Here is a 15013-nt window from a genome sequence, read left to right on the forward strand (position 1 = left end):
CTCCCGGCGCGGGGCCGTCGCCACGAACGGGTGACGCCGCCGAGAGCGGGAACTCCCTTGCTGCGGCGGCCCGTTGAGCCGGTATGAGCGAAGTGAACCGCGAGGGGTATTCCGGTACGGGGCCGGGGGCGATCACGCCCGACGGCTGCGCGGTGGAGCTGTACGCGAGACTGCAGGCGGGCGGGGAGCCGGACGTCATCGCGGGCGCTGTGCCGCCCGGCGCTCACCTTCTCGAACTGGGTTGCGGCGCAGGGCGGATGACGCGCCCGCTCGCCGAGCGCGGCTTCACCGTGACCGCCGTGGACGAGTCGGCGGAGATGCTGGCGCACGTCGAGGGCCTGGCCGGGGTGGACCGTGCGGTGCGCAGCCCATCGAGGCGCTCGACGGGGGAGTGCTCGGCCGGCGGTTCGACGTGGTGCTGCTCGCCTCGTTCCTCGTGCACGCCGCCGATCCCGCGGTGCGGGACGGGATGCTGGGGGCCTGCCGCAGCCATGTGAAGGACGACGGCTGCGTCCTGATCCAACGCGAAGGCGCCGACTACCACACCGACCTGCCGAGAGAACGCGTCGATCCCGCCGGTTACACCGTCCGCATCGTGTCGTCCACGCCGGTCGGCGACGGGGTCAACTCCGTGCACGCGCAGTACATATGGCCGGACACCACCTGGACGCACACGTTCCGGGCCCGGGTGCTGAGCACGGCCGAGTTCGAGGAGCAGCTCGCGCGGGCCGGTCTCGCGGTCGACCGCTACCTGACGGATGACGGCACGTGGGTGCGGGCGCGACCGGTGCGGTGAGGCATGAGAGGAGGCGCACCCTGTCGCCATGACCTCCGCCTCCCCGCCCGATGCCGTGCGGGACCGTGCCGCGCGCGCCGAAGGAAGAGGCGGCGGCGGTGGGCTCGTGAAGGTCGTGCGCCGGGTGCTCGATAGGGTGTGGTCCGGGCGAGCCGGTTGTGGTAACCAAGCATCGTTCAGACGCTGTTGACGGAACGTCAACGCCCAACGCCCATCCCCCACAAGCAGCTTGGCGCTGCCGACGACCCTTTGGAGCCCTCTGTTGGAGCCCGAGCCCTCTGCCGAGTCCTCTGCCGAGCCCTCCGCCGTGGCCGAGAACGCCGGAGTCGGCCGGCGCAAGCTGCTCGCATACCTGGTGGCCGCCCCCACCCTGACGGTCGCGGTCCGCGTGGGCGCCGACGCCTGGGCGCCCGAGGCCGCCGCGGCCACCCCCCAGGCGACCGCTGAGGGCGCCGCCCCCGCCGCGCTCCCGGACCTGCTGCCTGACCTCGGCGACGTGCTGATCCTCGCCGCCGCGCCCACCTCGCACCTGCTCACCCTGGAGCTCGACGAGGACGGCACGGCCCGCTTCGGACTGCCCAGGGCCGAGGTCGGCCAGGGCCTCACCACGGCCGTCGCGATGCTGATAGCCGACGAGTTGGACCTCCCCCTCGACAAGGTGCGGGTCCGACTCGACGACGCCCGGCCCGAGTTGCTCTTCAACCAGCTCACCGGCAGCTCCAACTCGATCCGCGCCCTGCACCGCCCGGTACGCGCAGCGGCCGCCGCCGCCCGCGCCCGCCTCGTCGCGACGGCCGCCCGCCAGTGGGGCGTCGACGCCGCGGACCTCACCACGCGCGACGGCGCCGTGCACGCCTCCGACGGCCGGACCCTCGGCTACGGCGCCCTCGCGAAGAGCGCCGCCGCCCCGCGTACGACGGAAGCGCCGGACGTCACGCTGAAGGCCGCCGGCGACCAGCAGGTCGTCGGCCGCCCCACCAACCGCATCGACGCCCGCGCGATCGTCACCGGCCGCAAGGAGTACGCCCTCGACCTGGACGTGCCCGGCGCCAAGCCCGCCATGGTCCGCAGGCCGCCCACCGTCAACGGCACCGTCGCGCAGGTCCACAACGCCGCCGACGTACGCGCGATGCCCGGCGTGCTCGACGTCGTGGAGATCCCGACCGGCGTGGCCGTCGTCGCCGAGACCTTCGGGCAGGCCCTCGCCGGCAAGGAGGCGCTGCGCGTCGACTGGGGCGCGGGCACCGTGGACGAGCTGTCCCACGACGACATCAAGGCCGAGCTCCGCAAGGCCGCCCCCGACTTCCTGCCGCCGCTGCTCGTCCAGCACATCGACGCCGAGTACGACTTCGCACCGGTCAGTCACGCGCCCCTGGAGACCAACAGCGCGGTCGCCGACGTACGCGACGACCGGGCCACCGTGTGGACGGCCGCGCAGTCCCCGATCGCCGCGCGGGCCGCCGTCGCCAAGGCGATCGGACTGCCCGCGTCCCGCGTCGACTTCCATGTGGTGCAGGCGGGCGGCTCGTTCGGGCGGCGCCTGTTCTTCGACGCGGCCGTCGAGGCGGCGCAGGTGTCCAAGGCGGCGGGCCGTCCCGTACGCCTGATGTGGTCGCGGGTCGACGACATGCGGCACGGGCGGATGCGGCCGCCCACGCACCACAAGCTGCGCGTCACCCACACCCGCGACAAGCCGCTGTCCCTGCAGCACCGGGTGGCGTCCGTCGAGACCGACACGGGCCACGGCATCGGCGACGCGCTCACCGCGGGGCTCACAGAACTCCCCGCGGGCAACGAGACGTTCGCGCAGACCATGTTCCGGCTCTCCATGCGTTCCCCGTACGACCTCGGGGCCACCGCGCAGACCCTGACCGAGCTGCCGCTGAAGCTGCACACCGGCTCGTGGCGCAGCGTGTACTCGGGCACCGCGCGGGCCGCCGAGGAGATGTTCCTCGACGAGGTGGCCGAGAAGCTCGGCGCGGACCCGGTGGAGTTCCGGCGTGCACGGCTGAAGAACGAGGCGCAGCGCAAGGTGCTCGACACGGCCGCCGCCGACTGGGGCCGGGAGCTGCCCGAGGGCGTCGCCCAGGGCGTCGGCTTCCACGAGGAGTACAAGTCGCGGGTCGCGTTCCTCGTCGAGCTCGACGCGCGCGACCCGAAGGCGCCGCGGGTGACGCGCGCCGTGATCGCCGTCGACGTGGGCCGGGCCGTGAACCCGCGCGGCGTCGAGGCGCAGATGCTCGGCGGGCTCACCGACGGCATCGCGACCGCGCTGCGGGCGGGGCTGCACTTCGACAAGGGCCTGCCCCTGGAAGGCAGTTACTCGCAGTTCCACTACGCGCGGCAGAAGGACTCCCCGCAGGACGTCACCGTCCACGTCGTCGAGTCCGACGCCGAGCCGGGCGGGGTCGGTGAGCTCGGCGTGCCCGCCGCGGTCGCCGCGATCGGCAACGCCTACGCCCGTGCGACCGGCACCCGCGCCCGCAGCTTCCCCATCCTGTTCGACGTCGACTTCGAGCCGTTCCCGCGCTGAGCCGCGGCGGCACCCCGCTGAGGAGTTCTCCCTTGCCCGCACAAACCTTCACCGTGAACGGCGAGCAGGTCACCGTCGACGCCCCCGACGACCTGCCGCTGCTCTGGGTCCTGCGCGACCTGCTCGGCATCCGCGGCCCCAAGTACGGCTGCGGCATCGACGTCTGCAAGGCCTGTACGAGCCATCTCGACGGCGAGGCGGTCAACCCGTGCGCCGTGCCCGTCTCCGAGGCGGCGGGCCGCGAGGTCACCACGATCGAGGGGCTCGCCGACGGGGAGAAGCTGCACCCCGTGCAGGAGGCGTGGCTGGAGCAGGACGTCGCGCAGTGCGGCTACTGCCAGCCGGGGCAGATCATGGCGGCCGTCGCGCTCCTCAAGCGGACGAAGAACCCGACGGACGAGGAGATCGACGCGATCGCCAACGTGTGCAGGTGCGGTACGTATTTCCGCATACGGGAAGCGATCAAGTCCGCGGCGGATCGGATGAGTTGAGGTCGTCCGCGGTGCGTGCGGGTTGTCCGGGGCTCGGTACCGGGGCTGCGCCCCAGGCCCCGGCTCTCATCGGCCTGCGGCCTCGTCCTCAAACGCCGGACGGGCTGGGTTCAAGCGCCGGGCAACCGCGAGTTGAGTGCCCGCAGCCGCTCCATCTCCCTGCGGTCCCGCTTCGTCGGGCGGCCCGTGCCCGGGTCGCGCACGCCCGCGGGGGCGACCGCCTCGCGGGGCGGCGGCGGGGGGCTGTTGTCCACGTAGCACTCCACGGCGACCGGGGCGCCGACGCGCTTGCGGATGACGCGCTTCACCACGACCACCCGGTCCCGGCCCGCGTACCGCAGCCGCACCTCGTCGCCGGCCTTCACCGGGTGCGCCGGTTTGACCCGGTCGCCGTTGACGCGGACGTGGCCGCCGCGGCAGGCCGTGGCCGCGGCCGAGCGGGTCTTGATCAGGCGCACCGACCAGATCCAGGCGTCGACGCGCACGCTGCCGCCGCCGTCCTGCGGCTGCCCGGAAGGGCGCTGGGAGGCGGGCGCGGCGGCCTTGTCGGACTGCGAAGTCATGCCCGCACTGTAGTCCTCGGGGGCGTCCCGACGCCGCCGAGATTTCCGGGCCGCGGATACGTACCGTGGTGACATGTCGGACGTCCACGACTCCACCGCTCCCGTCGCCCTCGTCACCGGCGGCAACCGCGGCATCGGCCGCGAGGTCTGCCGTCAGCTCGCCGGCCTCGACCACGTCGTGCTGCTCACCGCCCGCTCCATGAAGGCGGCGGAGAAGGCCGCGGCCGAGCTCGGTTCCGCCGCCGTCGTGCCGATGCAGCTCGACGTCACCTCGGAGGACGACCGGCAGCGCGTCGCCCGCGAGGTCGGGGACCGCTTCGGCCGGCTCGACGTCCTGGTCAACAACGCGGCCATCGCGTACGACACCTGGCAGCGGGCCGTCACCGCCGATCTGGACCTGGTGAGGGAGGCCGCCGAGACCAATCTGTACGGGCCGTGGCGGCTCACGCAGACGCTGCTCCCGCTGCTGCGGGCCAGCCGTCGAGGGCGGGTGGTGAACGTGTCGAGCGGGGCGGCGTCCCTCGCCGACATGGGCGCGGGCACTCCCGCGTACGCCACCACCAAGGTCGCGCTCAACGCCCTGACGCGGATGCTCGCCGCGGAGCTGCGGGCCGACGGCATCCTGGTCAACTCGGTCTGCCCGGGGTGGGTGGCCACAGACATGGGCGGACCCGGCGGCCGGCCCGTCGCGGACGGTGCGGCCGGGATCGTCTGGGCCGCGACCCTGCCCGGCGGCGGCCCCACCGGAGGGTTCTTCCGCGACGGGGTGCGGGTGGAGTGGTGAACGACCCGTCCGGCAGCCCGAACCCGAACCGCGACGACCCGGATGCCGGTCTCGACGCCGGCCCCGCCCCACCCGCGGGCCCCGGTCCTGGTCTCGGTACCGGTGGGCCGTATCCCGACCTGCGCGCCCTCGACCGCGACCTCATCCGCTGCCGCAGGTGCCCGCGGCTCGTCGCCTGGCGGGAGGAGGTCGCCCGTACGAAACGGGCCGCGTTCGCCGACGAGACGTACTGGGGGCGGCCCGTGCCCGGGTTCGGGCCGCCGGACGCCGCGCTGCTGATCGTCGGCCTCGCGCCCGCCGCGCACGGGGGGAACCGGACCGGGCGGATGTTCACAGGGGACCGCTCCGGGGACGTGCTCTACCAGGCGCTGTACGACATCGGCCTCGCCTCGCAGCCCACCGCGACCGCCGTCGACGACGGCCTCGCCCTGCACGGCGTGCGCGTCACCGCGCCCGTGCACTGCGCCCCGCCCGCCAACAAGCCGACGCCGCGGGAGCGGGACGACTGCCGTCCCTGGCTGGTGCAGGAGCTGCGGCTGCTCGCGCCCACGCTGCGCGCGGCGGTCGTGCTCGGCGCCTTCGGCTGGCAGGCGGCGCTGCCCGCGTTCGCCGCGGCCGGCTGGGAAGTGCCCCGGCCGCGGCCCGCCTTCGGCCACGGCGCCCGTACGACCCTGCGGGGCGGGGCGGGTGCGCTCGACCTGTTCGGCTGCTTCCACGTCAGCCAGCGCAACACCTTCACCGGACGGCTGACGCCCGCGATGCTCCGCGAGATCCTCCGCGAGGCGGCGACGGCGGCAGGGCTGCGACCAGTGGCTCCGCAGACGCAAGAGCAGACGCAAGAACTGGCGCAAGAACTGACACGCCAAACTGCACAAAAGGGGCGCAAAGAATAACTTGGGCCGGGTGACGGACATCGCTGACACCTCCCGCGCCACCGAAGCCCCGCCCGCCGCCGGTCCCGGAGCCGCCGCGTACCGGAATCTCCTCGTGGCCACCGTCGGCTTCACCCTGACCTTCTGGGCCTGGAACCTGATCTCGCCGCTCGGCGGGGCCTACAAGGACCAGCTCGGCCTGAGTTCCCTCCAACAGTCGCTGCTCGTCGCCGTGCCCGTGCTCGTCGGCTCGCTCGGCCGGGTCCCGGTGGGCGCGCTCACCGACCGCTACGGCGCCCGCCTGATGTTCCCGCTGGTCACGGCGCTCACCATCGTGCCGGTGCTGCTGCTCATCCCGGCGCGGAACTCGTACGCCGCGATGATCGGCGTCGGCTTCCTGCTCGGGCTCGGCGGCACGACCTTCGCGATCGGCGTCCCGCTGGTCAACTCCTGGTTCCCGCCCGCCAGAAGAGGCTTCGCGATCGGCGTGTTCGGCATGGGCATGGGCGGCGTCGCGCTCTCCGGCTACTTCACGCCGCGCATCGCGAAGCACGGCGAGAACCTGCCGTTCCTGGTGGTCGCCGCGGCCCTCGCCGTGTTCGCGGTGCTCGCCGCGATGCTGATCACCGACCGCCCGGACCGGCCGGTGCCCACCGCCTCGCTCTCCTCCCGCCTCGGCTCCGCCAGCGGGCTGCGCGTCACCTGGGAGCTGTCCGCGCTGTACGCGATCGGCTTCGGCGGCGTCGTCGCCTTCGGCGTGTACCTGCCGACGTACCTGAAGACCTGGTACGACCTCTCGCCCACCGACGCCGGTACCCGCGCGGCCGGATTCGCCCTGGTCACCGTCGTGTTCCGGCCGATCGGCGGCTGGCTCTCGGATCGCGCCCACCCGGCGCTCGTGACGGCGGGCGCGCTCGTCCTCGTGGCCCTCCTCGCGATCGCGCAGGCCTTCGACCCGGCCCTCGTGCCGGTGGGCACGTGCTGCCTGCTCGGCATGGCCGCCGGGCTCGGCGCCGCCAGCGGCAGCGTGTTCGCGATGGTCGCGCAGGTCACGCCACAGCCACAGGTCGGCTCCGTCACCGGCATCGTCGGCGCGGTCGGCGGCCTCGGCGGGTTCGTGCCGCCGCTGGTCATGGGGGCGATCTACAGCGCCAAGGACTCGTACTCGATCGGTTTCATGCTCCTGTCCGACCTGGCGCTCGCGGGCTGCGTGTACGCGTACGGGCGGATGCGGGGCGTGCGTCCGGAGTGAAGGGGCGGCGGGCGGGCGCTGTGGTCGTGGCTCAGTCCGGTACGACCGCGGTGGCCGTGATCTCGACCAGCTGCCCCGTATAGCCGAGCGTGGGGACGCCGATCAGGGTCGAGGAGTGCGGGCCCGAGGCGCCGGTGACCAGGCCCGACTCCTCCACGACGGCCCAGACCGCGGAGAGCGGGCCCGGCTCGTCCGCGACCACGTACACATCGGTGTACGCGACGAGCGAGAGGTCGCTGCCGACCGCCTTCAACTGCTCCTCGAGGTTGGCGAGCACCTGCCGGGCCTGTGCGACGTGGTCCCCGGGCCCGACCAGCTCGCCGTCCGCGTCGAGCGGCACCGAGCCCGCGAGGAACGCGAGCCGCGTGCCGGCCTCGACGACCGAGGCGTGCGCGTACCGGGGTGGGGTGAAGAGGGCGGGGACGACGCTGCGCCTGATCACGGTGGGCCTGTTCGCGGTGGGCTCGTTCGCGGTGGGCCTGTTCACGGTGCGGCCTCCTGGATGCCTGCCGACGTGCCTGCGGGGACTGCCGAGCGGATCATGTACGGGAGGGACCGCCCCTCGCACCCGATTTTCGCCGGGAATGCTCTGTACGGCAGGGGAGTTGCGCCCACCATGAAGGCAATCGCACTTGACGGCTACGGTTCCGCGGACGACCTGCACCTCGCCGAGTTGGCGCAGCCCAAGGTCGCGCCCGGTGAGGTCCTGATCCGCGTCCGCGCGGCCGGGGTGAACCCGGTCGACTGGAAGCTCGCCGCCGGCGGCCTCGACCCGATCATGGAGGCGCGCTTCCCGATGATCCCCGGCTGGGACGTCGCGGGCGTCGTGGAGGAGACCGGGCTCGACGCGACCGAGTTCGAGGTCGGCGACGAGGTGTACGGCTACATCCGCAAGGACTGGGCGCAGAACGGCGCGTACGCGGAGCAGGTCGCGGCGAGTGTGCGGATGCTCGCGAAGAAGCCCGCCGCCCTCGACTGGGAGCAGGCCGCGGGCGTCCCGCTCGCCGGGCTGACCGCGCTGCACGCGCTGCGCCGGATCGGCGTGGGGGCGGGGGACACCGTCCTGATCCACGCGGCCGCGGGCGGCGTCGGCTCGTTCGGCGTGCAGATCGCGGTCGCCGTGGGGGCCCGGGTGATCGGCACCGCGAGCGAGCGGAACCACGAGTTCCTGCGGGAGTTGGGGGCGGAGCCGGTGACGTACGGCGAGGGGCTTGCCGAGCGGGTGCGGGCGCTCGCCCCCGAAGGCGTGGACGCGGTCCTCGACTTCGTGGGCGGCGGGGTGGCGGAGGTGTCCGTGCCGCTCCTCAAGCAGGCGCCGCAGGGGGAGCGTTCGGCCCGGCTCGCGTCCATCGCGGACGGGGAGGTACTGGGCGTCGGCGGCCACCTCGTGTGGGTCCGGCCGGACTCGGAGGGGCTTGCGGAGCTGGCGGGGCTTGCGGATGCGGGGAAGTTGAGGGTGCATGTGGATCATGCGTTGCCGTTGGAGAGTGCGGGGGAGGCTTGGCGGCTCAGTCAGGAGGGGCGGACTCGGGGGAAGATCGTTCTGACGCTCTGAGCTTTTCCCCTCCCCGCCCCTTCCCGAAAGTCCTGCGGACAGCCCCGGGGCTGCGCCCCCGCCCCCGCTCGGGGCTGCGCCCCTGTCCCCCCGGCTTGGGGCTGCGTCCCCGCCCCCGCTTGGGGCCGCGCTCCGGACTCCGGTTGCTTTTCGGGTGCGGCGCCGTCGTGGTTGCTCGCGCAGTTCCCCGCGCCCCTTAAAGGCCAGCCCCTCCGGGGTTTGGCCCCGGGGCCCGGTCGTTCTTCGGCTGCTGCGCCGTCGTGGCTGGTCGCGCAGTTCCCCGCGCCCCTGACGGGGCTCGTATCGCCGCCCGAATTCAGCCCCTCCGGCGTTTGAGGAGCGGGGGTCCGGGGGCTGGCCCCCGTGCCGACGGCGGTCTTTCGGGAAGGGGCGGGGAGGGGGGAAGAGGAGGGCCTACGCCCCCAGGTGTGTGAGTAGGCCCGGCGTCGCAGGATACTCCCGCTCCTCCGGCAACAGGGCCCGTGCCGCGGCCAGTTGGCCCTCCCGTACGAGTGCGTGGATGGTGTGGGCCGTGGGCGTGACGTCGGTGATCGAGGTGATCCACTCGTCCGCGTAGCGCCGCGTCGCCTCGCCGGTCAGGCCGAGTTGGAGCGAGCGGTACGGCAGCGGCCGCAGGCGGATGTCGCGTTCCGGGTCCCACTGCACGCGCGCGGGTGCGCTCCGCAGCTCCTGGCGCCAGGCCTGCGCGTCGGCGTGCAGGTCCCGCTCGTAGTGCGAGAGGCAGGCGTTCCGCAGGGCCCACTCGAAGCCCGCGCGGTCGATCTCGACGGCGAGCACGGTCTGTTGGCCGTCCTTGGCGCCCCAGCCGCAGCGGTACATCATCCACAGGAACGAGGGCTTCACCCAGGTCATCCGGTCCCGCTTCCACGCGGCGGGGAAGTGGCCGTCGCGGGCGGCGGGGAGGCCGAGCGCGGGGGAGTAGGCCTGGTAGACGGTGACGGTGGTGTCGGTGTGGAGGGCGCGGATGCTTCGGGTGGCGATCGTCGTCGTCGCTTTCTGGTCGTGTTGACTCATATGGGTATGGTGCAGGAGCGAAGTCGTCGCGCGCCAATGAATTTTCGGTCGAGGGGCGGGCGGGGGCGCCGATAGTTTGGGTGCCATGGAGCACACCCCCACCCCCACAGGCGACGAGGCCTTCCTCGACCGGCTCGCCGAACCCCTCGCCGCGCTGCCGACCGTCGAAGCCGTCGCGCTCGGCGGCTCGCGCGCCCAGGGCAACCACACCGCCGAGAGCGACTGGGACCTCGCCGTGTACTACCGCGGCGCCTTCGACCCCGATCAACTCCGGCGTACGGCAACGGAGTTCGGCTGGGAGGGCGAGGCTTCCGAGATCGGCGGCTGGGGCGGCGGGGTCTTCAACGGCGGCGCCTGGCTCACCGTCGAGGGCCGCCGTGTGGACGTGCACTACCGCGACCTGGACGTCGTCGAGCACGAGCTCGCCGAGGCCGAACAGGGCAGGTTCCGGTGGGAGCCGCTGATGTTCCACCTGGCCGGCATCCCCAGCTATCTGGTCGTCGCCGAACTGGCCGTCAACCGGGTGCTGCGCGGCCGGCTCCCGCGCCCCGCCTACCCGCGGGCACTGCGGGAGTCCGCCCCCGCCGTGTGGCGCGAGCAGGCCGCGCTCACCCTCATGTACGCCAAGGCCAACCACGCCCCGCGCGGCCGCCTCACCGAGGTCGCGGGCGCGCTCGCCGTCGCCGCGGCCGGGGCGGCGCACGCGGTGCTCGCGGCGCGCGGCGAATGGGTCACCAACGAGAAGACGCTGCTCGCCCGCGCCGGACTGCGCGCCGTCGACACCCTCGTCGAGAGCCTCACCCCCGAACCGGAGGCCCTGGTACGGGCGTTGGAGGAGGCCGAACGCGCCCTGCTCGCGGCATGACGAAGGGCGGGCCGGGCGTCGTGCCTCGACCCGCCCCCGTAGAGCCCTACTTGCCCGCGACCGCGCCCGGCTTGGGCAGGCCGCAGCCCTCAGCGCTCAGGTCGATCTTGCTGCCCGCGCCCACGCACGGCACCATCTGGTACGTCTGCTGGGCGTAGTTGATGCCCTTGCGGACCGTGATCTCGCCGTTCTCGTCCACCTCGCACGGGTTGTTGACCGTGCACTCCTCGCCGCTCTCGTTGCCCGTGTTGTTCACGGCGACGACCTTGCCGGTGGCGTCGTCCACGACCGGGGAGCCCGAGGTCCCGCCGATCGTCTTGCACGCGTCGGTGTAGCGGACCGAGTCCTTCCAGGTCCAGTCGCCCTCCTTGAGGGTGGGCACGAACCCGTCGATGTTGCAGCTGTACGTCTTCTTCCAGTACCCGGAGACGACCGTGATCGCGGTGCCCGCGGTGGGGTGCTCCGCGTTCAGCTCCAGGGCCTTGATCCCGTACTCGCTCTCGATCTGCTCGTACGTCGAGGTGAGTTCGTACAGCGAGACGTCCGTGTCGGTCATCGTGCCGTACGCGAGCTTGCTCGCCTTCAGCGTGCCGACCTCGGCGCCCGAGGCGTCGAGCAGGTCGAAGGTGCGGCTCGACGGCTGGTCCACGAGGACCTCGCCGGGACCGGGCATCCCGCCCTCCAGGCAGTGCCCGTTGGACATCACCAGGGCCGGGTCACCGGGCTGCGCGTCGGGCGTGCGGACGACCGAGCCGGAACAGTTGCTCAGCGCCACCGTGCCAGCGAAGTCGACGGCCTGCGGCTTCTGCTTGCCCTTGCCGAGCACCTCGTCCAGGGCGGTGCCGAGCGACTCGGCCTCCGTGCTTCCCGTGGCCGCCTTGCCGGGCGTGGCGGAGTGGTTGTCCTGCGCCGAGACGTCGCCCTGCGCCACGGCGGGAGCGGCGCCCGCGCCGGCCAGGAGGAGCGCGGCGGCGAACGCGCCGACGAGAGGTTTCTTCATGTGGGGGTCCCCTCTGTGGCCGAGAGCCTTGGCGCCCTCGGCGTTGTCATGCGCATTCTTATGCGGTGAACGCTCCGCGGACAACCGTCCGCGCCTGTCGGACAGTTGGTTGACACGTACCGGCGGCCGGGTGAGAGTCACGCGGTGGAGATCATGGATCTGACGGGCAGTGAGCGGCGGGTGTGGGAGGCGTTCCCCAGCGGCGCCCGGATCGACCTCACCGCCGAGCCCGAGGAGAGCCGGACCCTGCGCGCCCAGGTGCTGCGCGCCCTGCTCCTCGGCGACCACCGCAGCGACGGCGAAGTGGCCGCCCTGCGGGTCGCCGGCGCCCGGATCACCGGCACGCTCCAACTGCGCTACGCGGTGGCCGAGTCCGCGATCACCCTCCTTGCCTGCACGTTCGAAGAACCGCCCGATCTGTACGGCGCCGAGCTGCGCCAACTCAACCTCAGCCACTGCACCCTGCCCGCCCTGCACGCCGCCACCGTCCGCGTCGACGGCGTCCTGCGCATCACCGGCTGCCGCATACCAGGGCCGGTACGGCTCGGCGGCGCCCGGATCGCCGGCGCGTTCTTCCTCGACCGGGCCGAACTGGGGCCGACCGAGGGGCAGTTGGCCGAGCCGACCCTCCAGCTCAACCAGGCGACCGTCGGACACGACGTGCACGGCCCCGGCCTCGTGGCCCACGGCGAGGTGCGGCTCCAGGGGGCCGCCGTCAGCGGCGCGGTGCAGCTGAACGACGCGTTCCTCGACAACCCCGGCGGCGACGCCCTGTCCGCGAAGACCCTCGCCGTCGGCTCCGACGTCCACGGCATGCGGCTGCGCGCCCTCGGCCGGGTCAACCTGCGCGGACTCCAGGTGCCCGGCCAGCTCAACTTCGCGTTCGCCCGGTTCGCCAACCCCGGCGGCACCGCGCTGCGCGTCAGCAGCTCCGTCATCGGCGAGCTGTGGCTGCGCGAGGCCCCGCGCATCGACGGCGAAGTGACCCTGCGCCGCTCCCAGATAGACCTCCTGAACATCCCCCCTGAGGCCTACCCGGACACCGTCCGCCTCGACGGCCTCGTCTACACCACCCTCGACCCGCACGAGCCCGCCGAACGCCGACTCGACCTCCTGGAACGCGAGTTGGAGGGATACGTCCCGCACGCCTACGAGCAGCTCACCACCGCCTACCGCCGGGTCGGCGACGACGCGGCCGCCCGTACCGTCCAGCTCGCCAAGCAGCGCCGGCACCGCGCGACCCTGCCCGCGTACGCCAGGGCCTGGGGGCATCTGCAGGACGTCACCGTCGGCTACGGCTTCCGCCCCGTGCGGGCCGCGGGCTGGCTCGCCTCGCTGCTCCTGCTCGGCACCCTCGCGTTCGTCCTCGACGCCCCGCGCGCGCTCAAGCCGGACGAGTCACCGCCCTTCAACGCCCTCGCGTACACGCTCGACCTGCTCCTTCCGATCGTCGACCTCGGCCAGGAGAAGGCGTACGCGCCGGACGGCGGCGCGCAGTGGCTCGCGTACGGGCTGATCGTCACCGGCTGGGTGCTCGCCACCACCATCGCGGCGGGCGTGACTCGGACGATCAGCCGACAGTGAGCGGCGCGCGGCTCCGGCGCGCGGGATGATCGGGACATGACGCGGGACGAACCGGACACCAGCCGAGCCGAGGAACCCCCGACCGCCGCCGGAGCCCTGCGCACCCGGAGCGCCGCCGGCCGCTGGGTGCTGCTCACCACCGTCCTCGGCTCCGCCATGGCGCTGCTCGACTCGACGGTCGTGAACGTGGCGCTGCCGCGGATGGGCGCCGACCTCGACGCCGATCTGGCCGCGCTGCAGTGGACCGTCAACGCGTACATGCTCATCCTCGCCGGGCTCATCCTGCTCGGCGGCGCCCTCGGCGACCGCTTCGGGCGGCGGAAGGTGTTCGTACTCGGCGTCGTCTGGTTCGCGGCCGCCTCGCTGCTGTGCGGGCTCGCCCCGAACGCGGGCGTCCTGATCGCCGCGCGCGCCCTGCAGGGCGTCGGCGGCGCGCTCCTCACGCCCGGCTCGCTCGCCCTGATCCAGGCCTCCTTCCACCCCGACGACCGGGCGCGGGCGGTCGGCGTCTGGTCCGGGCTCGGCGGCGTCGGCGCGGCCGTCGGACCGTTCCTCGGCGGCTGGCTGGTCGACGGACCCGGCTGGCGCTGGGTGTTCCTGCTCAACGTGCCGCTCGCCACGCTCTGCGTCCCCGTCGCGCTGCGACACGTGCCGGAGTCGCGCGGCGGCGAGGAGTCCCGCGAGCACTCCTTCGACGTGCTCGGCGCGGCCCTCGGCGCCCTCGCGCTCGCCCTGCTCACCTACGCCCTGATCGCCGCCCCCGACGGCGCCGCCTCCCCGGCCGTGCTCGGCTCCACCGTCGCCGGGCTCGTCCTCGCCTGGCTGTTCGTGCGGGTCGAGCGGCGCCGCCCCGAGCCGATGCTGCCGCCTTCGCTGTTCCGGATCCGCCTGTTCACCGCCGTCAACGTCGTCACCCTCTGCGTGTACGGGGCGTTCGGCGGCTTCTTCTTCCTGGCCGCGCTGCAGCTCCAGGTCGTCGCGGGCTACTCGGCCCTCGGCGCCGGCGTCGCGCTCCTGCCCACGACGATCCTGATGCTGCTGCTCTCCGCCCGCTCCGGCGATCTGGCGCAGCGGACCGGGCCGCGCCTGCCGCTCACCGTCGGCCCGCTGCTGTGCGCGGCGGGCATGCTCCTGATGCTGCGGGTGGACGGCGCGCACGCCTCGTACGTCGCCGACGTGCTGCCCGCGATGGTCGTGCTCGGGCTCGGCATGGTCACCCTCGTCGCGCCGCTCACCTCGACCGTCCTCGCCTCGGTGGACACCGCGTACGCCGGTCTGGCCAGCGGGGTCAACAACGCGGCCGCCCGTGCCGCCGGACTCGTCACCGTGGCGGCGCTGCCGCTCCTGGTCGGCATGGGGCCCGAGGCGTACCGCTCGGCGGCGGAGTTCGGGAGTGCGTTCCGGCGCGCGATGCCGCTGTGCGCCGGGCTGCTCGCGCTCGGCGCGCTCGTCGCGTGGTGGACGGTGCGGGCGCCCGAGGCGGAGCGGGCGGAGCGCTGCCACCCGGAGTGCCGGACGAACTGCGCGGTCGCGTCGCCACCGCTGGAGCCGCCGGAGGCGGCGGGGGAGGGCGGCGCTGCGGGGTCGAGCGATCCGGCCTGACTCCCGGCCGGATCCCGTACGGCTCTCGGCTGGTTCCCGTACGGCTCTCGTACAGCCTCTTGACCGTGGCCCGTCAGCCGC

The 15013-nt window shown here is 73.5% G+C and carries 13 protein-coding genes and 1 pseudogene; 10 read left to right on the top strand and 4 right to left on the bottom strand.

All coding sequences use genetic code 11. From position 1 onward, the window contains the following. Nucleotides 1-83: 83 nt before the first annotated feature. From QIS96_RS13240 to QIS96_RS13250, 3 genes and pseudogenes are all read left to right on the top strand, one after another. Nucleotides 84-796, top strand: a pseudogene (locus tag QIS96_RS13240) (class I SAM-dependent methyltransferase). A 262-nt stretch (nucleotides 797-1058) separates the two neighbouring features. Next, the gene (locus QIS96_RS13245; protein WP_282542730.1) at nucleotides 1059-3329 is read left to right on the top strand and encodes a xanthine dehydrogenase family protein molybdopterin-binding subunit; all 2271 of its coding nucleotides are present in this window, start codon (nucleotides 1059-1061) and stop codon (nucleotides 3327-3329) included. A gap of 32 nt (nucleotides 3330-3361) precedes the next feature. Then, nucleotides 3362-3820: a (2Fe-2S)-binding protein gene (locus tag QIS96_RS13250; RefSeq protein ID WP_282542731.1), complete on the top strand. Its 459-nt coding sequence runs from the start codon at nucleotides 3362-3364 to the stop codon at nucleotides 3818-3820. Nucleotides 3821-3930: 110 nt separating this feature from the next. Here QIS96_RS13250 and QIS96_RS13255 read toward each other — a convergent pair whose 3' ends face one another. Further along, a complete protein-coding gene (locus QIS96_RS13255) occupies nucleotides 3931-4383 on the bottom strand; it encodes an RNA-binding S4 domain-containing protein (RefSeq protein ID WP_282542732.1) in 453 nt (150 codons plus the stop codon). Nucleotides 4384-4456: 73 nt separating this feature from the next. Here QIS96_RS13255 and QIS96_RS13260 point away from each other — a divergent pair, with 73 nt between their 5' ends. The 3 genes from QIS96_RS13260 to QIS96_RS13270 all read left to right on the top strand — a co-directional run bounded on the left by QIS96_RS13260 (nucleotide 4457) and on the right by QIS96_RS13270 (nucleotide 7291). After that, the gene (locus QIS96_RS13260; protein WP_282542733.1) at nucleotides 4457-5167 is read left to right on the top strand and encodes an SDR family NAD(P)-dependent oxidoreductase; all 711 of its coding nucleotides are present in this window, start codon (nucleotides 4457-4459) and stop codon (nucleotides 5165-5167) included. A gap of 119 nt (nucleotides 5168-5286) precedes the next feature. Beyond that, nucleotides 5287-6060, top strand: coding sequence for a uracil-DNA glycosylase (locus QIS96_RS13265; RefSeq protein ID WP_282542882.1), 774 nt, complete (start codon nucleotides 5287-5289; stop codon nucleotides 6058-6060). Nucleotides 6061-6070: 10 nt separating this feature from the next. Further along, entirely contained in the window at nucleotides 6071-7291 is a 1221-nt protein-coding gene (locus QIS96_RS13270) for an MFS transporter (RefSeq protein ID WP_408907175.1), read from the top strand. Between the two features lie 31 nt (nucleotides 7292-7322). Here QIS96_RS13270 and QIS96_RS13275 read toward each other — a convergent pair whose 3' ends face one another. Next, entirely contained in the window at nucleotides 7323-7778 is a 456-nt protein-coding gene (locus QIS96_RS13275; protein ID WP_408907176.1) for a RidA family protein, read from the bottom strand. A gap of 129 nt (nucleotides 7779-7907) precedes the next feature. On the opposite strand from QIS96_RS13275, the gene QIS96_RS13280 reads away from it, so the two are divergent. After that, a complete protein-coding gene (locus tag QIS96_RS13280; RefSeq protein ID WP_282542734.1) occupies nucleotides 7908-8846 on the top strand; it encodes an NADP-dependent oxidoreductase in 939 nt (312 codons plus the stop codon). A 414-nt stretch (nucleotides 8847-9260) separates the two neighbouring features. Here the strand turns inward: QIS96_RS13280 and QIS96_RS13285 are convergent, their stop codons facing one another. Further along, nucleotides 9261-9881 carry a DUF4291 domain-containing protein gene (locus QIS96_RS13285; protein ID WP_282542735.1) on the bottom strand — a complete coding sequence of 207 codons (621 nt, stop codon included), beginning with the start codon at nucleotides 9879-9881 and terminating at the stop codon, nucleotides 9261-9263. Nucleotides 9882-9966: 85 nt separating this feature from the next. Here QIS96_RS13285 and QIS96_RS13290 point away from each other — a divergent pair, with 85 nt between their 5' ends. Further along, nucleotides 9967-10746, top strand: coding sequence for a nucleotidyltransferase domain-containing protein (locus QIS96_RS13290; RefSeq protein ID WP_282542736.1), 780 nt, complete (start codon nucleotides 9967-9969; stop codon nucleotides 10744-10746). Between the two features lie 46 nt (nucleotides 10747-10792). Here the strand turns inward: QIS96_RS13290 and QIS96_RS13295 are convergent, their stop codons facing one another. After that, nucleotides 10793-11746: a S1 family peptidase gene (locus QIS96_RS13295; RefSeq protein ID WP_282542737.1), complete on the bottom strand. Its 954-nt coding sequence runs from the start codon at nucleotides 11744-11746 to the stop codon at nucleotides 10793-10795. Nucleotides 11747-11890: 144 nt separating this feature from the next. Here QIS96_RS13295 and QIS96_RS13300 point away from each other — a divergent pair, with 144 nt between their 5' ends. Together QIS96_RS13300 and QIS96_RS13305 are read left to right on the top strand one after the other, a co-directional pair. Beyond that, entirely contained in the window at nucleotides 11891-13330 is a 1440-nt protein-coding gene (locus QIS96_RS13300) for a translocation/assembly module TamB domain-containing protein (RefSeq protein ID WP_282542738.1), read from the top strand. A 36-nt stretch (nucleotides 13331-13366) separates the two neighbouring features. Next, the gene (locus QIS96_RS13305; protein ID WP_282542739.1) at nucleotides 13367-14932 is read left to right on the top strand and encodes an MFS transporter; all 1566 of its coding nucleotides are present in this window, start codon (nucleotides 13367-13369) and stop codon (nucleotides 14930-14932) included. Nucleotides 14933-15013: the final 81 nt, after the last annotated feature.

This window comes from Streptomyces cavernicola, from assembly GCF_029968035.1.
In the GTDB taxonomy this organism is placed as follows: domain Bacteria; phylum Actinomycetota; class Actinomycetes; order Streptomycetales; family Streptomycetaceae; genus Streptomyces; species Streptomyces cavernicola.